This window comes from Flavilitoribacter nigricans DSM 23189 = NBRC 102662, from assembly GCF_002646595.1.
In the GTDB taxonomy this organism is placed as follows: domain Bacteria; phylum Bacteroidota; class Bacteroidia; order Chitinophagales; family Saprospiraceae; genus Flavilitoribacter; species Flavilitoribacter nigricans.
Genome location: NZ_PDUD01000068.1, coordinates 1 through 18,488, shown reverse-complemented (window position 1 = coordinate 18,488; position 18,488 = coordinate 1). Strand labels below are relative to the sequence as shown.

General features: G+C 52.0%; 13 protein-coding genes and 2 tRNA genes. 10 read left to right on the top strand and 5 right to left on the bottom strand.

What is annotated here, in order from left to right; genetic code table 11:
- Positions 1-54 precede the first annotated feature (54 nt).
- The 5 genes from CRP01_RS39600 (at position 55) to CRP01_RS39580 (ending at position 6,355) form a co-directional block, all read left to right on the top strand.
- Positions 55-2,055 carry an alpha-ketoacid dehydrogenase subunit alpha/beta gene (locus CRP01_RS39600; protein WP_099155647.1) on the top strand — a complete coding sequence of 667 codons (2,001 nt, stop codon included), beginning with the start codon at positions 55-57 and terminating at the stop codon, positions 2,053-2,055.
- Between the two features lie 351 nt (positions 2,056-2,406).
- The gene (locus CRP01_RS39595) at positions 2,407-2,838 is read left to right on the top strand and encodes a DUF5606 family protein (protein WP_099155646.1); all 432 of its coding nucleotides are present in this window, start codon (positions 2,407-2,409) and stop codon (positions 2,836-2,838) included.
- Positions 2,839-2,934: 96 nt separating this feature from the next.
- A complete protein-coding gene (locus tag CRP01_RS39590) occupies positions 2,935-4,665 on the top strand; it encodes a M3 family oligoendopeptidase (RefSeq protein ID WP_099155645.1) in 1,731 nt (576 codons plus the stop codon).
- A gap of 110 nt (positions 4,666-4,775) precedes the next feature.
- The gene (locus tag CRP01_RS39585) at positions 4,776-5,561 is read left to right on the top strand and encodes a glycosyltransferase family 2 protein (protein WP_099155650.1); all 786 of its coding nucleotides are present in this window, start codon (positions 4,776-4,778) and stop codon (positions 5,559-5,561) included.
- 35 nt (positions 5,562-5,596) lie between these two features.
- Complete coding sequence (locus CRP01_RS39580) at positions 5,597-6,355, top strand: TIGR02757 family protein (protein ID WP_099155649.1); 759 nt, start codon at positions 5,597-5,599, stop codon at positions 6,353-6,355.
- Between the two features lie 41 nt (positions 6,356-6,396).
- Here the strand turns inward: CRP01_RS39580 and CRP01_RS39575 are convergent, their stop codons facing one another.
- Positions 6,397-6,777, bottom strand: a complete 381-nt coding sequence (locus tag CRP01_RS39575; RefSeq protein ID WP_099155644.1) for a DUF4783 domain-containing protein — start codon at positions 6,775-6,777, stop codon at positions 6,397-6,399.
- An 823-nt stretch (positions 6,778-7,600) separates the two neighbouring features.
- Here CRP01_RS39575 and CRP01_RS39570 point away from each other — a divergent pair.
- From CRP01_RS39570 to CRP01_RS39550, 5 genes are all read left to right on the top strand, one after another.
- The gene (locus tag CRP01_RS39570) at positions 7,601-8,440 is read left to right on the top strand and encodes a universal stress protein (RefSeq protein ID WP_099155643.1); all 840 of its coding nucleotides are present in this window, start codon (positions 7,601-7,603) and stop codon (positions 8,438-8,440) included.
- A gap of 202 nt (positions 8,441-8,642) precedes the next feature.
- Positions 8,643-11,408, top strand: coding sequence for a pyruvate, phosphate dikinase (gene ppdK / locus CRP01_RS39565; RefSeq protein WP_222845937.1), 2,766 nt, complete (start codon positions 8,643-8,645; stop codon positions 11,406-11,408).
- A gap of 269 nt (positions 11,409-11,677) precedes the next feature.
- A complete protein-coding gene (locus CRP01_RS39560) occupies positions 11,678-15,205 on the top strand; it encodes a PVC-type heme-binding CxxCH protein (RefSeq protein ID WP_099155642.1) in 3,528 nt (1,175 codons plus the stop codon).
- Positions 15,206-15,295: 90 nt separating this feature from the next.
- A complete protein-coding gene (locus CRP01_RS39555) occupies positions 15,296-16,489 on the top strand; it encodes an FG-GAP repeat domain-containing protein (protein ID WP_170110742.1) in 1,194 nt (397 codons plus the stop codon).
- Between the two features lie 51 nt (positions 16,490-16,540).
- Positions 16,541-16,942: a ribosomal maturation YjgA family protein gene (locus CRP01_RS39550; RefSeq protein WP_099155640.1), complete on the top strand. Its 402-nt coding sequence runs from the start codon at positions 16,541-16,543 to the stop codon at positions 16,940-16,942.
- Between the two features lie 80 nt (positions 16,943-17,022).
- Here CRP01_RS39550 and CRP01_RS39545 read toward each other — a convergent pair whose 3' ends face one another.
- From CRP01_RS39545 to CRP01_RS39535, 4 genes are all read right to left on the bottom strand, one after another.
- Positions 17,023-17,460, bottom strand: coding sequence for a hypothetical protein (locus tag CRP01_RS39545; protein ID WP_143473742.1), 438 nt, complete (start codon positions 17,458-17,460; stop codon positions 17,023-17,025).
- A gap of 404 nt (positions 17,461-17,864) precedes the next feature.
- Positions 17,865-18,110, bottom strand: coding sequence for a GIY-YIG nuclease family protein (locus CRP01_RS39540; RefSeq protein WP_099155638.1), 246 nt, complete (start codon positions 18,108-18,110; stop codon positions 17,865-17,867).
- A 65-nt stretch (positions 18,111-18,175) separates the two neighbouring features.
- Positions 18,176-18,242: transfer RNA gene (locus CRP01_RS42620), tRNA-Gly, on the bottom strand.
- Positions 18,243-18,315: 73 nt separating this feature from the next.
- A tRNA-Gly gene (locus CRP01_RS39535) sits at positions 18,316-18,382 on the bottom strand.
- Positions 18,383-18,488: the final 106 nt, after the last annotated feature.

Genomic DNA, 18,488 nt, shown 5'->3' with positions numbered 1-18,488 from the left:
AAAAATCTCCAAGACTGCGTACCTTTGTTGCCCAAACCAAAGGAACCAGATTAAATGTCCAAAACCGCCCTTACGACCATCCAGTACGATGCCGGAGCATTATCCGATGACCACCTGCTAGAATTGTATCGCCAACTTTTGATTCCCCGTCTGATCGAAGAAAAAATGCTGATCCTGCTGCGTCAGGGGCGGGTCAGCAAATGGTTTTCCGGGATCGGACAGGAAGCCATCTCCGTGGGCGCTACGGTCGCGCTGGATCCCGATGAATTCATTTTCACCCTCCACCGTAACCTGGGCGTATTCACCGCACGCGACGTACCCATGCACCGCCTGTTCGCGCAGTGGCAGGGCAAACCCCTGGGATTTACCAAAGGGCGGGACCGTTCTTTTCACTTCGGAAGTATGGAGCACCACATAGTGGGTATGATCTCTCATCTCGGGCCGCAGCTTTCCCTGGCCGACGGGGTCGGACTGGCGCATAAGATCCGGGGGGAACGGAAAGTAGCGCTGGCGTTTACCGGAGAGGGAGGTACCAGTGAGGGCGAATTTCACGAAGCGCTGAACGTGGCGGCCGTTTGGCAGTTGCCGGTCATTTTTATCATTGAGAATAACGGTTACGGACTGAGTACGCCCACCCAGGAGCAGTACCGCTGCGAAAAGCTGGCGGATCGCGGTATCGGCTACGGTATGCGGGCCCTGACGATCGACGGCAATAATATTCTGGAAGTTTACCGCACCGTTCGCGGCCTGGCCGAAGAACTGCGGCAAAACCCCGAACCGATCCTGTTGGAATGTCAGACCTTCCGGCGGCGGGGCCACGAGGAAGCCTCCGGCACCAAATACGTACCCCAGGAACTGATGGACTACTGGGAGGAAAGAGATCCCATTGCTAATTACGAGCAATTCCTGCTGGAAAAAGGCATCCTGACCGAGACCCGGAAAAAGCAGTGGGAAAAAGAGATCAAAGCCGAGATCAAAGCGGAACTGGCAATTGCCGATCAGGCACCCAAAGTAGAAGTGATCCTGGAGCAGGAACTGGGCGATGTATACGCACCGGCTCCCGTGATCAGTGAGCCGGACCTGAGAGGGGAGGGGAGTGAAAAAAGGTTCATCGATGCCATTTCCGAGGGTATGGCCCAGGCCATGGAGACCCACGAGGACCTGGTACTGATGGGACAGGATATAGCCGACTACGGCGGGGTATTCAAGATCACCGACGGTTTTGTCGAACGTTTCGGGGCGGAGCGGGTACGGAACACGCCACTTTGCGAAAGCGCCATTGTGGGCGTCGGCCTCGGACTGAGCCTGAAAGGCATGAAAGCTATGGTGGAAATGCAGTTTGCCGATTTTGTGAGCTGCGGATTCAATCAGATCGTCAACAATCTGGCGAAGCTGCACTATCGCTGGGGGCAACCGGCGGATGTAGTGGTGCGCATGCCGACGGGGGCGGGTACCGGTGCCGGGCCCTACCATTCGCAAAGTACGGAAGCCTGGTTTTTTCATGTGCCCGGACTGAAGATCGTTTATCCGGCAACGCCCTACGATGCCAAAGGACTATTGCTGGCGGCATTCGCCGATCCGAACCCGGTATTGTACTTCGAACACAAGGCCCTTTACCGCAGTTTGAGCGGTCCGGTGCCCGAAGAGAACTACCAGTTGCCGATCGGAAAAGCCCGGGTGGCCCGTCCCGGAGCACAACTGACCATCGTTACTTACGGTTTCGGCGTACAGTGGGCAACCGAACACTGCGAACGGGAAAATATCGACGCGGAGATCATCGACCTGCGTACGTTGTTGCCGATCGATTACGAAACGATCGAGGCCAGTGTGCGCAAGACCAGTCGGGTAATTATCCTGCACGAAGACACGCTTTTGGGCGGGATCGGCGGCGAGATATCGGCCCATATCAGCGAGCATTGCTTCGAATATCTGGACGCTCCGGTGCTCCGGATCGGCAGTTTGGATACACCGGTTCCCTTCGCTAAAGCGCTGGAAAACCAGTTCCTGCCGACGGCCCGTTTACAGGATGCGATCAACCGCTTAATGCAATATTAGTACCGCTTTTAGGGGAGATGGTACCTTTTTCTATTTGGGGTGGAATTATGGTGGATTTTTCGCTTTTTTAACATATTCCTCATTTTATACCCCCTATTACTTTGATCAGAATTAAAAAAGACTTAATTTTACATCAAATTATTTAGGGACTACATTTCTACGTGCCCCCTTAATACCATCTTAGACCTTAGAAACACAGAGCTTTAGAGATACTCTAGTTGAAATAGGAGCTCGGAAGAGTTTACTGCCTCCCCGGTAAATGTTTTTAAATTTTCCAATCCAATCGTTTGAGGCTATATCGTTTTTTTGTTTGTACCTTTGCGGTTCAAATAAAAAGCGTATCTACATTCTATGAAGATCGAGAACATCATGGCGGTAAGCGGCCTGCCCGGTTTGTACCGAATGGCTGCCAATCGCAATAACGGCCTGATCATTGAAGATCTGAGTACCGGCAAGAAACGTTTCGCTTCATCGCGTAAACATCAATTCACACCTTTGGAGTCCATTGGTATTTACACGGATGACGGAGACACCGCCGAGCTCAGAGTTGTATTTAGAAATATGCTCGACCAACTGGAAGACAATCCGCCCGTTGATACGGGGGCTCCCACGGAAGAGCTAACTGAATATTTTGCCGATATACTACCCAACTACGATCGCGACAGAGTGAAAGTTGGAGATATCAAAAAGGTCATCAAGTGGTTCAGTTTCCTTCAGGAACAGGAACTGCTTCAGGATGACGATGCAGCATCACCCACAGAAGTTAAAGACGAGGAAGAATAGCAACAGAGTTGGTGGTCGTCGGCAAAAGGGAATAAGGAGGCAAGCTTATTCCCGAATCCATGAAATAGTCACGTATTACTACAAAGTTGACGACTTATGAGAGCTACGGCGACCACTACTCAATTGGAGGTTGAGCACTTTTTACCTGCTTCCTTTGAACTGACCAATTGGGCAACGCTTAAGATTTTTTACGACAATCTACTAGAACGACATATTGACTCAGTAGCAGCACTGGAGCAGTGGATCTGTGATCGGAACGATCTGGATTCAGCCATCAGTGAAGCTTTCTCCTGGCGGTACATCCGCATCACTGTGGACAGCGGCGACCAGGATGCCACCGAGCTCTACCAATATGCCGTACAGGAACTTTCTCCACGGATCATCGCCTGCGAGGACAATCTCAACCGCAAGCTGGTCAACTCGCCGTTCATACGTCAACTGGATACCGCGAAATACCGCATCTATCTCCGTAATATCAAAAATGCCGTCAATCTCTTTCGTCAGGAAAATATTCCGCTGGCCACCGATGTACAGCTGCGCTCCAAAGAGCACGGCCGCATTTTTTCAGAAATGACCATTGGCGTGAACGGACGGCAGATGACCCTGCAAAAAGCGGGCACGCTGCTGGAGGAAACGGATCGCACCTGCCGGGAAAATGTTTACCACAAGATCAATCAGCGCATCCTGCAGGATACCAACAACCTGGAAGAACTGTTTGAAGACCTGCTGAAAAAGCGGCACCAGATCGCCCTGAATGCGGGCTATGAGAATTTCCGCGATTACAAATTCCGCGAACTGGGACGGTTTGATTACACGGTAGAGGAATGCCTGGATTTTCACGAATCGATCCAGTTCGAGATCCTGCCGCTGGTAGACGAACTGAATGAATACCGGCAAAGCACCCTGGGACTGGGTAAACTGCGCCCCTGGGACCTGCACGTAGATACCAGCGGACAAGCTCCGCTGCGACCTTTCAAAGACACGGACGAGCTGGTGGAGAAATCCATAAAGTGTCTGACGGAAATTAACCCTCTGTTCGGTCAGGTGATCAGTACCATGAAGGATATGGGCCATCTGGACCTGGATTCCAGAAAAGGAAAGCGTCCCGGCGGATACAATATGCCGCTGATGCTGACCGGCATTCCGTTCATCTTCATGAATGCTACCCAGACCCTGAACGACATGCGGACCTTCCTGCACGAAAGCGGGCACGCTATCCATTCCTTCCTTACCAAAGACCATCCGCTGAACACCCACAAGCGGGTACCTTCCGAAGTAGCCGAACTGGCCGCCATGACCATGGAATTACTGACCATGGATAACTGGAATATTTTCTTCCCCGATCCGGAAGATCTGCGCCGGGCCAAGATCGCCCAACTGGAGAACGTACTGAAAGTATTGCCCTGGATCGCTACCATCGATAAATTCCAGCACTGGCTGTATACGCATCCCGAACATACCAAAGAGGAGCGCCGCCAGACCTGGATGGACATGCTGCGCACCTTTAGCTCCGGCGTGGTGGACAGCGAAGGTCTGGAGCATTATTCGGAATACATTTGGCACAAGCAGTTGCATATTTTCGAAGTTCCTTTCTACTACATCGAATACGGGATGGCCCAACTGGGCGCTATCGCCATCTGGAAAAAATACCGGGAAGAACCCGAGCAGGCCATCCGCAGCTACGTCGATGCTTTATCCTTGGGTTATACCAAGCCGATCCATCAGATCTACGCTACGGCCGGGATCTCTTTCGATTTCTCCCGCGAGTATGTTGCCGAACTCGGTGCCTTTGTAAAAAGTGAGTTGCACCGACTGCTGAGCGAATAATTTGCTGATCCGATAATCGGGTACGGGGATGATTTGATTATTCATCAAATGATCGGATCCTTAAATCCTCACAATTGTTCTATCTTTGCGGCGACAACAACACCGGACAGATGTACAAAGGAAAGAAGGTCGTCGTCGTACTACCTGCATACAACGCCGCACTCACGCTGGAGAAAACCTATCGGGAAATTCCATTCGATCTGGTAGATGAAGTCATCCTCTGCGATGATGCCAGCAAAGACGGTACCTCCGACCTGGCCCGCAAGATCGGGATACAACACGTAATCGTCCATCCGGACAACCGCGGTTACGGAGGCAATCAAAAATCACTATACAATAAGGCTTTGGAACTGGGAGGAGACATCGTGATCATGCTCCATCCGGATTATCAATATACCCCCAAGCTGATCCCGGCTATGGTAAATATTATCGGGGATGAGCTCTACCCGGTGGTACTCGGCTCCCGGATACTGGGGAAAGGCGCGCTGCAGGGCGGCATGCCGCTCTATAAGTATATTGCCAACCGCTTCCTGACCCTTACCCAGAACCTGCTCGTCAATTATAAGCTTTCCGAATACCATACCGGTTACCGGGCGTTCAACCGGGAGGTCCTCCAGACGATCAATTTCAACCAAAATTCCGACGATTTCGTTTTTGATAATGAAATGCTGTCGCAGATCATCTACGCCGGTTTCCACATCGGGGAGGTGACCTGCCCGACCAAATATTTTGAAGAAGCTTCGAGTATCAACTTTTCGCGGAGCGCCAAGTACGGACTGGGCGTGCTGAGGGTTTCCCTATCCCACCTCGCCCAGCGGATGGGCCTTATCAATCTGGAAATGTATAAGCGCCTGGTACCGAAAAAGCAGCAGTTGGCAAAAAAGACAGAAATTTGAGTATTCCTTCCGATCTGAAAGTTTTTCTCGATGAGATGTCCACCCACTACAATGGGCCGGATTTTATTGAAAAGGACCCCGTTTCCATTCCACATAAGTTTACAAGGCTACAGGATATCGAGATCATCGGTTTTTGGGTAGCTATGCTGGCCTGGGGCCAGCGGGTGACCATCATCAACAACGCCCACCGGCTGATCGACCTGATGGACGGAGCTCCCCACGATTTTATACTGAACCACGAGGAAAAAGACCGGGCCCGCTTTGCGGATTTTAAGCACCGGACCTTTCAGTATACCGATACCCTTTATTTTCTGGAATTCTTTCAGTGGTACTACCGGCAGCACACTTCGCTGGAGACCGCTTTTAGCCGGCATCTGAGCCCGGAAAGTGAAACTGTGGAACCAGCCCTGCGGGGATTTCACGAACTGTTCTTCAGCCTCGAGCACGCGCCGCAGCGCACCCGGAAGCACATCGCTACCCCCGCCCGGAATTCTACCTGTAAGCGGCTGAATATGTTCTTGCGTTGGATGGTGCGCCGGGATGAAAGTGGTGTTGATTTCGGTCTGTGGCGGGAGATCCACCCCCGGCAACTACTCATGCCGCTTGATGTGCACGTGGATCGGGTGGCCCGGAAATACGGCCTCATCGACCGTAAGCAGACCGACTGGAGAACGGTACTGGAACTTACCGAAAAACTGCGGGCTTTTGATCCGGAAGACCCCGTCAAGTATGATTTTGCACTTTTTGGACTGGGCGTCCTGCGAATGGATGAAATAAAAAAGGGAAGCCGGTAAAACCAACTTCCCTTTATCGACATTACGTCATTTTAAACGCTTCATTCCTTGTTGAAGCGCAGTTCTTGGATGAGTGTTTTGCCATCGACGTTTTTCATGTAGATGTACACCCGGTATTTCGCATCTGCGGTTACCAGGTCGCCGATACAATATTGTGAATCGCTCGATTGCGAGCTTCCTTTATGGATCTGATTGAACGATCTGGGCTGATGACTTTGAAAAAATGCACGGACCTTTTCAACGGCCTGTGTTTTATTATAAAAGTCCTCTTGTTCCAGGATAGCCACCTCAACCGAATCGTCAAAATAATTTCCCAAAGCAGTTGCATCACCGTCACCCAGAGCTTTTGAGATCCCTGCTAGATTGGTGTTAACGGCCATAAATGTTGGTGCAACCATTAAAAACAACAACAGTTGTTTCATAATACTTTCATTTTAGTGAAGACTGATCATTAATCAGTCAGAATCCTTGAGCCAAAAGCAAATACAAAAGACTCGTATTGTTAAGACGGAATATTTGTTTTAAGTAACAGTCGAAAGTTTCTGACAGGAGGATGCGCTGCTATATTTCAAATAATGTGCTCAATACTGCATCCATTGGAAATAGTGAGGTGATCATAGTATAATTGGTTAGGGTGCCAGATAAGATAGCATATCACTATTTCACTTCTACGGAAAACGCAATTTCCCCAAAAAAATTATACAATGGCTCTAAAATATTTATGATCTCTATCATACCGCTTCCTGGCGCTGATCACCTCCTTCCGGCTGGATCCTTTGTATTTTAAACCAGGTTGCCGGCCTTTACTCCTCAAACTGTCCCCCAAGCTGCGGATCACAAACTGAGCCACGCGAATCAGGATTTAAATATGGAGGGGATGTGCCCTTAAACGCATAGGTGACAAAAGGACGATTTCCCGGCTTAGCGCGCCAAATTATTGGACGGGCTCCGGTGTTTCGTTCCTCCGGGATCTATGCCTCCTGGTGGGCATGAATTGTAATCGGGTATATATTGTTTAGCTCGCATTGTTCTTCTTCCCGGCAAACTTTGATCCGGATATTTCCGATTGGATAAAAGCTGCCCCGCAAAGGGAAAGATTTGCTATCGGAAAGGTCGATCTGGGCGGTAAAAAACGAATTAATGGCAGGGTTTTAATATAAAGGGTTTTCATTTGCCGGTTGCCTAAAGTCAGAGATGATCTGATGGGGGCAACCGGCAACCCAGTCACCATGATTATTAAAGCAAATGAAAAGCAGGACCAAAATACTCGTACCGGTGGATTTTTCCCCAACAGCAGAGCGGGCCTTTCGTTTCGCCCTGCGGATCGGCACCCTGCTGACCGCCGAGATCCATTTGCTGCACGCCATCTATCCGCAGATGGAAAACCTCGATCAGCCGCTACAGCCTTCTGCCTCCGCTACCCTTACCAGAAGTCATCTGGTAGAGGAAAAGTTACAGTTGCTGATCGAAGCGGAGCGGGAGCGCTGGAAAAACGGTGGCTGGCCGGAGATCTTCACCCATGTAGAAATTGGTAATGCTATTTCCGTGATCAAGGCCCGGATCAAAGCGCAGGCCTACGATCTGATCGTTATCGGTACCCGGGCCCGGCACGAAGCCATGGAGAATATGCTGGGCACGGTGGCGTCGGATGTAGTCGGCAACACCAGCTGTCCGGTGATCGTGATCCCCGAACAGACCGGAGATCTTCCCATCTCCCGGATCGCCCACGCGATTGAACCCCGTTGGGTACAGGAGGACATGGTTTCGGCGGTGATCAACCGCTTTCGACCCCTGCACGCGGAGGTCCATCTGGTGCGGTTCAGCGACCTGCCGGCCGACGAACCTCCCCGGCAACTACTGGCCCTGAAAACGGCACTGGGGGATCAGTTTCCCCAATTACCGGTTAAGACCCATCGCCTGAGTAAGCAGGACCTGATCCGGGATATGAATCAGTTCATCGAACGGGAAAAGATCGACCTGTTAATCATGTATCGCAGCGCTTCCGGCATCTTAGGACGATTGTTCCACCGCAGCCGTACCCGCCTTATGGCCCGGCATACCCGCATTCCATTGCTGGTGATCTAGGCAAGATATCCATATCGGTCAAATGTTATTCGGTGCTGTCCCGTAGCATTGCGGTTAAAGAACGCTTTGGTTCCAGACCGGATGGTCTCCGACTACCCGTATGCTGACAAGCATCATCTACCCAGGAAATAAATGTCAATGGCAGCGGAGCCTATTACTACTAACTTGGTTCGAGTTTCCAAGAAATAAAAATTTTACCCATATGATGACTCAAACCATGGCACCGAAAGATGCCAAGACCGTAAAGACCAAATACATCTATACATTTGGCGATGGTAATGCGGAGGGTAATGCTCAAATGAAAAACCTCCTGGGTGGTAAAGGCGCGAACCTGTGCGAAATGAACCGCCTGGGTGTTCCGGTACCTCCCGGATTTGTGATCACCACCGAAGCTTGTACAAGATATACCGAAAAAGGCCGGGAAGACCTGATGGAAGCGATCCGGGAAGAAATGGAACAGGGGATCGCTCATCTCGAACAGATCATGGGTACCCGTTTCGGGGACCGGGAAAATCCACTACTCATCTCCGTGCGGTCCGGTGCCCGGGTGTCTATGCCCGGTATGATGGATACCGTACTCAACCTGGGGTTGAATGACGATGCAGTTGAGGGACTCAGTCAGCGTTCCGGAGAAAGTCGTTTCGCCTGGGATGCCTATCGGCGTTTTGTCCAGATGTACGGCGATGTCGTAATGGGGCTGAAGCCGGAAAGCAAGGAAGACGAAGATCCGTTTGAGGTGCTCATCGATGAAATGAAGAAAAAGCGCGGTGTCGCCAACGATAATCAATTGACGACCAGTGATCTCAAAAAGCTGGTGCTGCAATTTAAAGAGCTGATCCTGCAACGGACCGGCGAAGAATTCCCCACCGATCCCTGGGAACAACTGCAGGGAGCGGTCAGCGCCGTATTCGAAAGTTGGAACAACGAGCGGGCTCAGGTTTATCGTAGCCTGAACGGTATTCCCGAACATTGGGGTACCGCCGTTAACGTCCAGGCCATGGTCTATGGTAACCTTAATGACAATAGCGCCACGGGGGTAGCCTTTACCCGCGACGCCGGTACCGGCGAAGACCTGTTCAACGGAGAATTCCTGGTTAATGCTCAGGGAGAGGACGTGGTAGCGGGTATCCGCACACCTCAGCAGATCACGCTGGAAGGTTCCCGTCGCTGGGCCGAACTGGCCAAGATCACCGAAGAGGTGCGCCGTGAAAAATATCCGTCGCTGGAAGAGATCATGCCGGAAGTATACCGCGAACTCGCTGCGATCGAGACCCGCCTGGAAAATCACTATGCCGACATGCAGGACCTCGAATTCACCATTCAGGACGGCAAACTCTGGATCCTGCAGACCCGGAACGGTAAACGTACGGGAGCGGCCATGGTTAAAATTGCCGTCGATATGCTGAACCAGGGAATGATCGATGAAAAAACGGCTGTGCTGCGGGTAGATCCGCATCGACTGGACGAACTGCTGCACCCGGTATTTGATCCGACGGCCATTAAATCGGCTAACGTGATCGCCAAGGGCTTACCGGCTTCACCCGGTGCGGCTACCGGTCAGGTCGTCTTCTTTGCCGATGATGCCGAATCCTGGGCGGAAAACAATAAACCTACGATTCTGGTGCGGATGGAAACTTCTCCGGAAGACCTGCGCGGTATGAGTGTCGCCAAGGGGATCCTGACGGCTCGGGGTGGTATGACCTCCCACGCCGCCGTGGTTGCCCGGGGTATGGGTAAATGTTGTGTATCCGGTGCCGGAGCGATCCACGTGGATTACCGCGCCCGTACAATGACCGTTGATGGCCAGACTTTCCGTGAAGGCGACTGGATCTCGCTGAACGGTTCGACCGGGGAAGTATACGAAGGCCGGATCATTACCCAGGAACCCGCCCTGAGTGGGGACTTCGGGAAACTGATGAAACTTGCCGATAAGTATACCCGCCTGGAAGTACGTACCAATGCCGATACACCGGAGGATGCAGCTACCGCTCTCCGCTTCGGTGCCCGCGGTATCGGTCTGTGCCGTACCGAGCACATGTTCTTTGAAGGGGAACGGATTATCCCGATGCGGGAAATGATCCTGGCTGCCGACGAAACCGGACGCCGTACCGCACTGGACAAACTGCTGGTGTTCCAACGCGAGGACTTTAGAGGATTATTTGAGACCATGCACGATCTGCCGGTGACCATCCGGCTGCTGGATCCTCCGCTGCACGAATTTATTCCGCACGATGAGGCCGGCCAGCGGGAGATTGCCGATGATATGGGGGTATCCCTCGAAGTGATCAAAGATAAGATCGAAGAACTGAAGGAAGCCAACCCGATGATGGGGCACCGCGGCTGCCGGCTGGGTATCACCTATCCGGAGATCACGGAAATGCAGGTACGCGCGATCATCGAAGCGGCCCTGGATGTGAAAATGAAAGGTATTCGGGTGATCCCCGAGATCATGGTGCCGCTGGTATCCAAAGTAAAAGAGTTCGAAGCGCAGAAAAACCTGATCGAAGCTACGGCTGAGACCATCTTCGCCGAACGCAACGAGCGGGTAGAATATCAGATCGGTACGATGGTGGAAACGCCGCGGGCGGCCATGCTGGCGGATTACATCTCCCCGAATGCGCACTTCTTCTCTTTCGGTACTAATGACCTGACCCAGATGACTTTCGGGTATTCCCGGGACGATGCCAGTAAATTCCTGCCGATCTATCTGAAGCAGGGGCTGCTGGATCACGATCCGTTCGAAGAGATCGATCAGTATGGTGTGGGTGGCCTGGTACAGATCGCAGTAGAAAGAGGTCGCAAAGGTAATCCTAACCTGTCTCTGGGACTTTGCGGCGAGCACGGTGGTAATCCTGCCTCGGTAGATTTCTGCCACCGCGTCGGACTCGACTATGTGAGCTGTTCTCCTTACCGGGTGCCTATCGCCCGTCTGGCAGCGGCCCAGGCCAGTTTGAAAAATGAAAAATAGGCATAGTAGAAAGCGGTAAAACTGTAAATAGAATAGATCAATTTGATAAAAAGTAATATTTCTTAGGGAAACATTTCTGAGTAGTCCCGGTCCATCGTCCTGATGAACCGGGATACTTTTTTTCGGCCCGCTTAGGGTAAGCAGCTCCTTACCGGCGTCTACCCTGTACCGGCTACCGGTCGGCGTACTATTTTGCAGTGTGCTGGGCTGTCGGTAAATTTATTTTCCTATCTTGGATAACCAATTCAAGTCGAAAAACCAGCCTGATCATGATGACAAAACACCAAGGGGTTTTGCAAAGCCTATTCCTCTGTGCCCTATTCCTGACCGGTTTTTTAAGCTGCAAACAAACACCGGTCACTACGACTACCTCCACCGATCAATCTGATGTCGGCCGTAATATTCGCAACACCGATCCGCTATCTCCCGAAGAGGAGCGCATGGCGCTGAATCTTCCGCCGGGTTTTGAAGTACAGTTGTTCGCTTCCGAACCGGAGATCGGCAAGCCACTCAATATGTCCTTTGATGACCGGGGACGGATGTGGGTGACGCAGTCGTACGAATATCCCTTCCCGGATACGACCGGAGCGGGAAAAGATAAGATCTCCATTCTGGAGGATACGGACGGAGACGGTACTGCTGATAAGATCACCACCTTTGCCGATTCCCTCAATATTCCCATCGGTATCCAGGTGGTGCCGGATGGCGTGATCGCCTACAGCATCCCCAATATTTGGCACCTCATCGATCACGATGGGGACGACCGGGTGGATGAACGCCGGATACTGTACACCGGTTTTCGGTACAATGATACCCACGGCATGGTCAATAACTTCGTGCGCTCCTGGGACGGCTGGATCCACGCCGATCACGGTTTTTCCAATACTTCTACCGTAGCCGGATCGGACGGCGATACTATTGTAATGACTTCCGGCAATACGTTCCGTTTTCGCATGGACGGCAGTCATGTGGAATTTACCACGACCGGACGGGTAAACCCCTACGGCTATGCTTACGACGAATTGGGGTATACCTACTCGACGGATTGCCATACCAGTCCGGTCTACCAGCTGGTTCGCGGTGCGGATTATCCACACTTCGGCAAGCAGCCAACGGGCATCGGCTTCGGACCGGCCCTGATGAAGCATAACTACGGTTCTACCGCACTGGCCGGCCTGGATTACTATATCGCCGATCAGTTCCCGGAGGAGTTCAAGCGCAATTTTTACTACGGGGATGTGGTGCTCAGCCGGGTTTCCCGCAGCAACTTTACGATGAAGGGAACGACCCCGGTGATCAATCAGGAAGAAGATTTTATCGTCAGCGATGATCCCTGGTTCCGGCCGGTGGACGTGAAGATCGGCCCGGATGGCGCCCTGTACATCGCCGATTTTTACAACCGGATCATCGGCCACTACGAAGTACCGCTGGATCACCCCGGAAGGGACCGCCAACGGGGCCGCATCTGGCGGGTCGTATACACCGGTAAAGGCGCCGGTGCGGCCGAACCGCTGAATTATGCGCAGAAATCTCTCACCGAACTGACGGCACTGCTCAACCACCCGAATTTACCACTGCGCATGGCCATCGCGGATAAGATTGTGGATGACTTTGGAAAAGAAGCGATACCCGTTCTGCAAAAAATGGTCACGGATAACGCCACTACCTACGCGCAGATCCAGGCGCTGTGGATGCTTTACCGTCTGGATGGTCTGGAGCAGAACCTCCTGATGTCGGCTGCCAATAACGGAAATGATACCATCCAGACACATGCCCTTCGGATCATGTTTGAAATGAACGAGCTGGCCGAACCGTTACTGAATATCGCCCGGGAGCAGATCAAGCACGAGAGCCCGCACGTTCGCCGACAGGCGGTGATGGTACTGAGTCAGCATCCGGCCAAAGAGCAGGTGCCGATGCTGCTGGAGCGACTGAAAACGGAAGATGAGGAAGACACACATTTCTACTACAGTATCCGGCAGTCGCTCCGCGATCAGATCCGGGATGGAGAGGTGCTAACCTGGGTAAATGCTCAGGATTGGACGGAGGCAGACGCCCGCCTGCTCGCGGACGTTATGGTGGGCGTAGATGACCGGGCTGCCGGGCAGTTCCTGTTAAATCACCTGGCCAATATTTCCGAGCCGCTGGATCGCAGACGCCGCTATACCAAACACGCTGCGCGCTGGTTACCGGCGCGGGATATGGATAAACTGGTGGCGGCCCTGGAGCCCATTGGCAAGGATAACCCGGACGAGGATTATCCGGTTTTCTTATCTATGCTGGCGGGGATGGAGCAGGACGCCAAAGAGATGGGCCAGAAAGGACGGGCCTGGGCTACCCGCCTGGCGACCGAATTCCTGGAGGATCCGCTGGCGCCCTACGGTGGCTGGACCACCATCCCCATCGAGCGAAAGCCCTACCGGGGTAATTCCTGGATCGTGGAAGATTCTACCGCCAGTGACCCGGCTTCCAATAAGATCTATTTGCGGAGCGGCGCGGGCAATCATGTGCTGACCATCGAGTCACCGACTTTTGACATGCCCGAGACGCTGACCTTCACCCTGCGGGGGCGCAAAAATCCTCCGGGAGAGAATCAGCAGCCAACCCCACCGGAAAACCGGGTGGAGCTGGTCGATCCATCCAGCGGCGAAGTGCTGCAAATGACGGAAGTGACGGAAGAGACCACCAACCGAAAAATTAGCTGGAGCGGAAAAGAATGGGCTGGTAAACCGGTGTTGCTTCGGCTGGTGGACGGTAGCGCCGCCTGGAGAGAGGAAGTTGGGATCGGTGAGTTGGAACCGGCAGTGATCGGTTTCCCGCCCGTCAGCCCGGCTACGACCGTTGAAAGGCAAGCTTTTGCTACCCGCATGGCGGCCGATTACAATATTCGCCAACTGGCACCCGAATTACAGCAATTGTTAGGCTCTCCGCTGGCGGACATCAACTTGCGCAACGAAGCCGCCCGGGCCCTGCTGGCGATGGGCAATACGGAAGTGGTAGCAAAAATGGAAGCTGCCCTAGGCGATCCTATCCCCACCCGCCTCAAAGAGATGTGGCTGGTAACCCTGAGTGATCAGGGGCGTGCGGAAAGCCGGGAGCTTATCCCCAGCTACATGCAGGATATCCCCTACGAATCCCAGAAGGAGATCGTTATGAATCTGGGGAACAGTCGCGCGGGCATCGACTTCCTGCTGGATGCCGCCTCGGAGGTGCGGATCAACCCTCGCCTGCTGTTGGAACCGCAGGTGATGGAACGTTTACAATCCGGCATGTCGGCTGGTCAGCAGAACACCTACACCGCACTGACCGCTAATATCCTGCCTCCAGATGAAGATATCGATCAGGTGATCAACGAACGCCTGGCGGGCTTCGTACCATCGGAACATTCCATCGATAAGGGCAAGAGTAATTTTTCGGTCTACTGCGGGATCTGCCACAAAGTTGGCGATCAGGGCGGCAATATCGGGCCCCAACTGGACGGTATCGGCAACTGGGGTGCCCAGGCACTCGCCGAAAAGATCCTGGATCCCAACCGGAATATCTCGAAAGCCTTCAGCATGTATACCGTGAAACTGCGGGACGGTTCGGTGAAATCCGGTCTGCTGCGTCGGGAAGAAGGGGAAGTTGTGGTTTTTGCAGACGTACAGGGACAGGAATTTTCCATCGAAAAAAGTGAGATCGTCGAACAGAAACCTTCGGCCTATACCCTGATGCCGGCCTCCTTCCGCGAAAGTATTCCGGAAGCGGACTTTAAAGACCTGATGGCCTATTTGCTGAGCCTGCGGTCCGATACCTGACGCAAGTGAACCTGGATCAGTTTAAAAAAACGGACAGCATCTCAGCCTATGTTTAATCTGCTGATCGCCTGTTCGAATAAAAAAAAAGAAATGTTCAATCCATTTAAACGCCTTTATCCACTGGCACTTTTGATCGCAGTAGCCATTGCAGCCTGTAATACCCCTCCAACCTCTTCGGATACCGTAGGTGTGGATCCCGTATTTGAAAAAGAGGTGATCTACGATCAGTTCATCTCCGAGGGCGCCAATGTAGCCGATGTAGATAATGACGGTGACCTGGATATCCTGGCCGGTCATTACTGGTTCGAAGCGCCGGATTGGCAGCCGCACGAGATCCGGCAACCGGAAACTTTTGATTACACCAAGGGATACAGTCATTCCTTTCTGAATTTTACGGAGGATGTCAATCAGGACGGATGGGCGGACTACATTTGCTTCGATTTCCCCGGAGAGGGCGTTTACTGGTACGAAAATCCGGGAGATAAAGATCAGCACTGGAAAGAATACCTGATCGACTCCACCGCCTGTAACGAATCGCCGATGACCGTGGATTTGGACGGAGACGGCCGCCTGGAGCTAATGTTCGGTAATAAGGATCGGGGAGAAATGATGTGGTTTCAACCTCCGGCCGAAAAGGGTGGCACTACCTGGACGGGCCGTTCGATCGGTCTGCCCCAGGAAGAAGGTACCCGGCAGTATTCCCACGGCCTGGGCTGGGGAGACATCAACGGCGACGGTATCAAAGACATCATCGTTCGGGAAGGCTGGTGGGAAGTACCGGCGGACCTGTCCACTTATCCCTGGACCTTCCATCCGGCGGACCTGGGGCTGCCCTGCTCCCAAATGTACGCCTATGACTTTGACGGCGACGGCGATCAGGACGTCCTCTCGGCTTCCGCCCATGCCTACGGCGTCTGGTGGCACGAGCAGGTACCGGGCGAAGAAGGGGAGATCGCTTTCCAGCGCCATCTGATCGACACGTCTTTCTCCCAGACCCACGGTGTCGCCATGTTGGATATGAACGGAGATGATCTGCCGGATTTTGTGACCGGCAAGCGTTTCTACGCCCACCAGGGTAAAGATCCGGGCGGAAAGGAACCGCCGGTGATCTATTGGTTCGAGCTCGATCGGGGGGAAGATGGAAGCGTGAGTTGGGAGCGCCATACGATCGACGATAATTCCGGTATCGGCATCCACGTGGTAGTCCGGGATATCAACGGCGACGGTAAACTGGATATCCTGAACGGCAACAAAAAGGGAGTGATCGTATTTTGGGGTAAATAGGGTAGTGGTGTTGTCCTGTAAAGCTCTTTTGGCATCAATTCGCGCTCCGGTATGCAAAGAAACCGCTTACATTATTTTGGCTTTATCATATTGACGATCGGTCTGGGTTTACTGTCCCGTACCCGTTTCGTCCCGGCGGTGATCTATCCCTATCTGGGGGATATGCTATACGCACTGATGTTCTTTTTTATCACCGGTTTCGTATTTACCCGATTACCCACCTGGAAAGTCGTCCTGATCAGTGTCGCATTTTGCTGGCTGATCGAACTGAGTCAGCTTTACCAGGGGCATTGGATCAATACCCTACGCAGTAATCGTTTGGGGGGCCTGATCCTGGGCTATGGCTTTTTGTGGAGTGATCTGGTTAGTTACACGGTTGGGGGTATTTTTGGCGCTTTTCTGGAATCCCTGTATAGGAAGCAACTGTCCAACCGCTCCGGGCGGGAGCAATAGGGCATAGTTGGTTGTATTCAAGAATCGTGAAAATTTTGGTAGATACCTATCCGCGGAAAGTCAAAACCGTTGCAATCGCTCTATGCAAAAAGCTGTTCTTTGTAACCGGACAAGTCTTTTCTCAAAGCAAGCAGCGGTTGTAGTCCTTTTTGATCTTTCGCCAGCAGCGCGATATTTTCCATATTCGCCAAATGGTAACCCATCAGCCGGTTGATGGACATTTGATAACTCAATGCCTTTACCGGCTCGTCCAAATCCTTGTCAGCTATCTGGCGAAGATTTTCGGTGATCTCCTCCACGATGGAATCTTTCGTATTGGTCGGGTTGACGTCCATCTGATCCAACGCCTCGGATGCCATTTCTTCCGTCTGGCAGATCAGTTTCAAATAATCCATCAGCATTTGCTGCACCCCTTCGGATAGAAAATAAATGTCACTGCCGTTAAAATAATGATTGGTTTGTTTCGCGATGGCGTACAGGTTGCTGAGTTCTTTGTTAAATAGGCCTTGTTTGTCCACGTTTTCAGTTTTGGTCATTTGGAATAGATATCCCGGTGCCCGGGTTTCCATTTTCTAACTGGTGGGTGGGTGGATATGTTCGTTGGAGTGAAGGCAAGCTGGTGGTAGAACTTGGATTGAGCAGGTTTTGATCAGAGGGACTTTATAGTTAGAGGTAAATTTGGCTTTTGTCCATTGCGGTTGTTCTCAAAAAATATTGAAGAAAGGACAGGTGAAGCACGCTGATCTCTATCCAACCCGGATTTATATTTCCCAGGTGCAGCGCACCGATCTATCCCCAACCTGAAAGTCATAATTTTTCCAGGTGCAGCGCACCGCAATAGATTAAAGTTTACGGGGAATTATTCTAGTACTACGATGCAGTTGCTGGTGATGGAATCGGGATGCTCTAAACCAACTGAGCATTAAACCTTATTGATAAGTTCGAGGATTGCGACTTTTGATTTCCACTTTTTCACCTGCCGTTCTCTGGCATAAGCTTCTGTCTTGGCTTCAAATGCTTCCGTATAAACAATTTCCCAGTCTTTAGCTTTTGCGGTGAATCCATTATGATTGGAGAGGTGCCTTTTGAGGCGGTCTTCTGGATTGTGGCAGTGGCCGATGTAAAATCTATCCAGCTCGTTGGAGTGGAGGATGTAGAAGTAGAACATGTGTAGCGCGTTTTAAAAATGACAAAAGAACTATATCGATCTTAGTTATAGTGCTTTTTTGACAGTGGGCAGTGAGCGACTCGAACCCCCGACCCTCCCGATGGAATCGGGATGCTTTGAACCAACTGAGCACTAAATTCGGATGGATTTGTGTAAGTATAATAAAAAAAGCACTACAACCATCATGGCTATAGTGCTTTTGTAGTGGGCGGTGAGAGACTCGAACTCCCGACCCTCCCGATGGAATCGGGATGCTCTAAACCAACTGAGCACTAAATTCGGTTGATTTTGATAAGCTAAAATAAAAAAAGCACTACAACCGACATGGCTATAGTGCTTTTAATAGTGGGCGGTGAGAGACTCGAACTCCCGACCCTC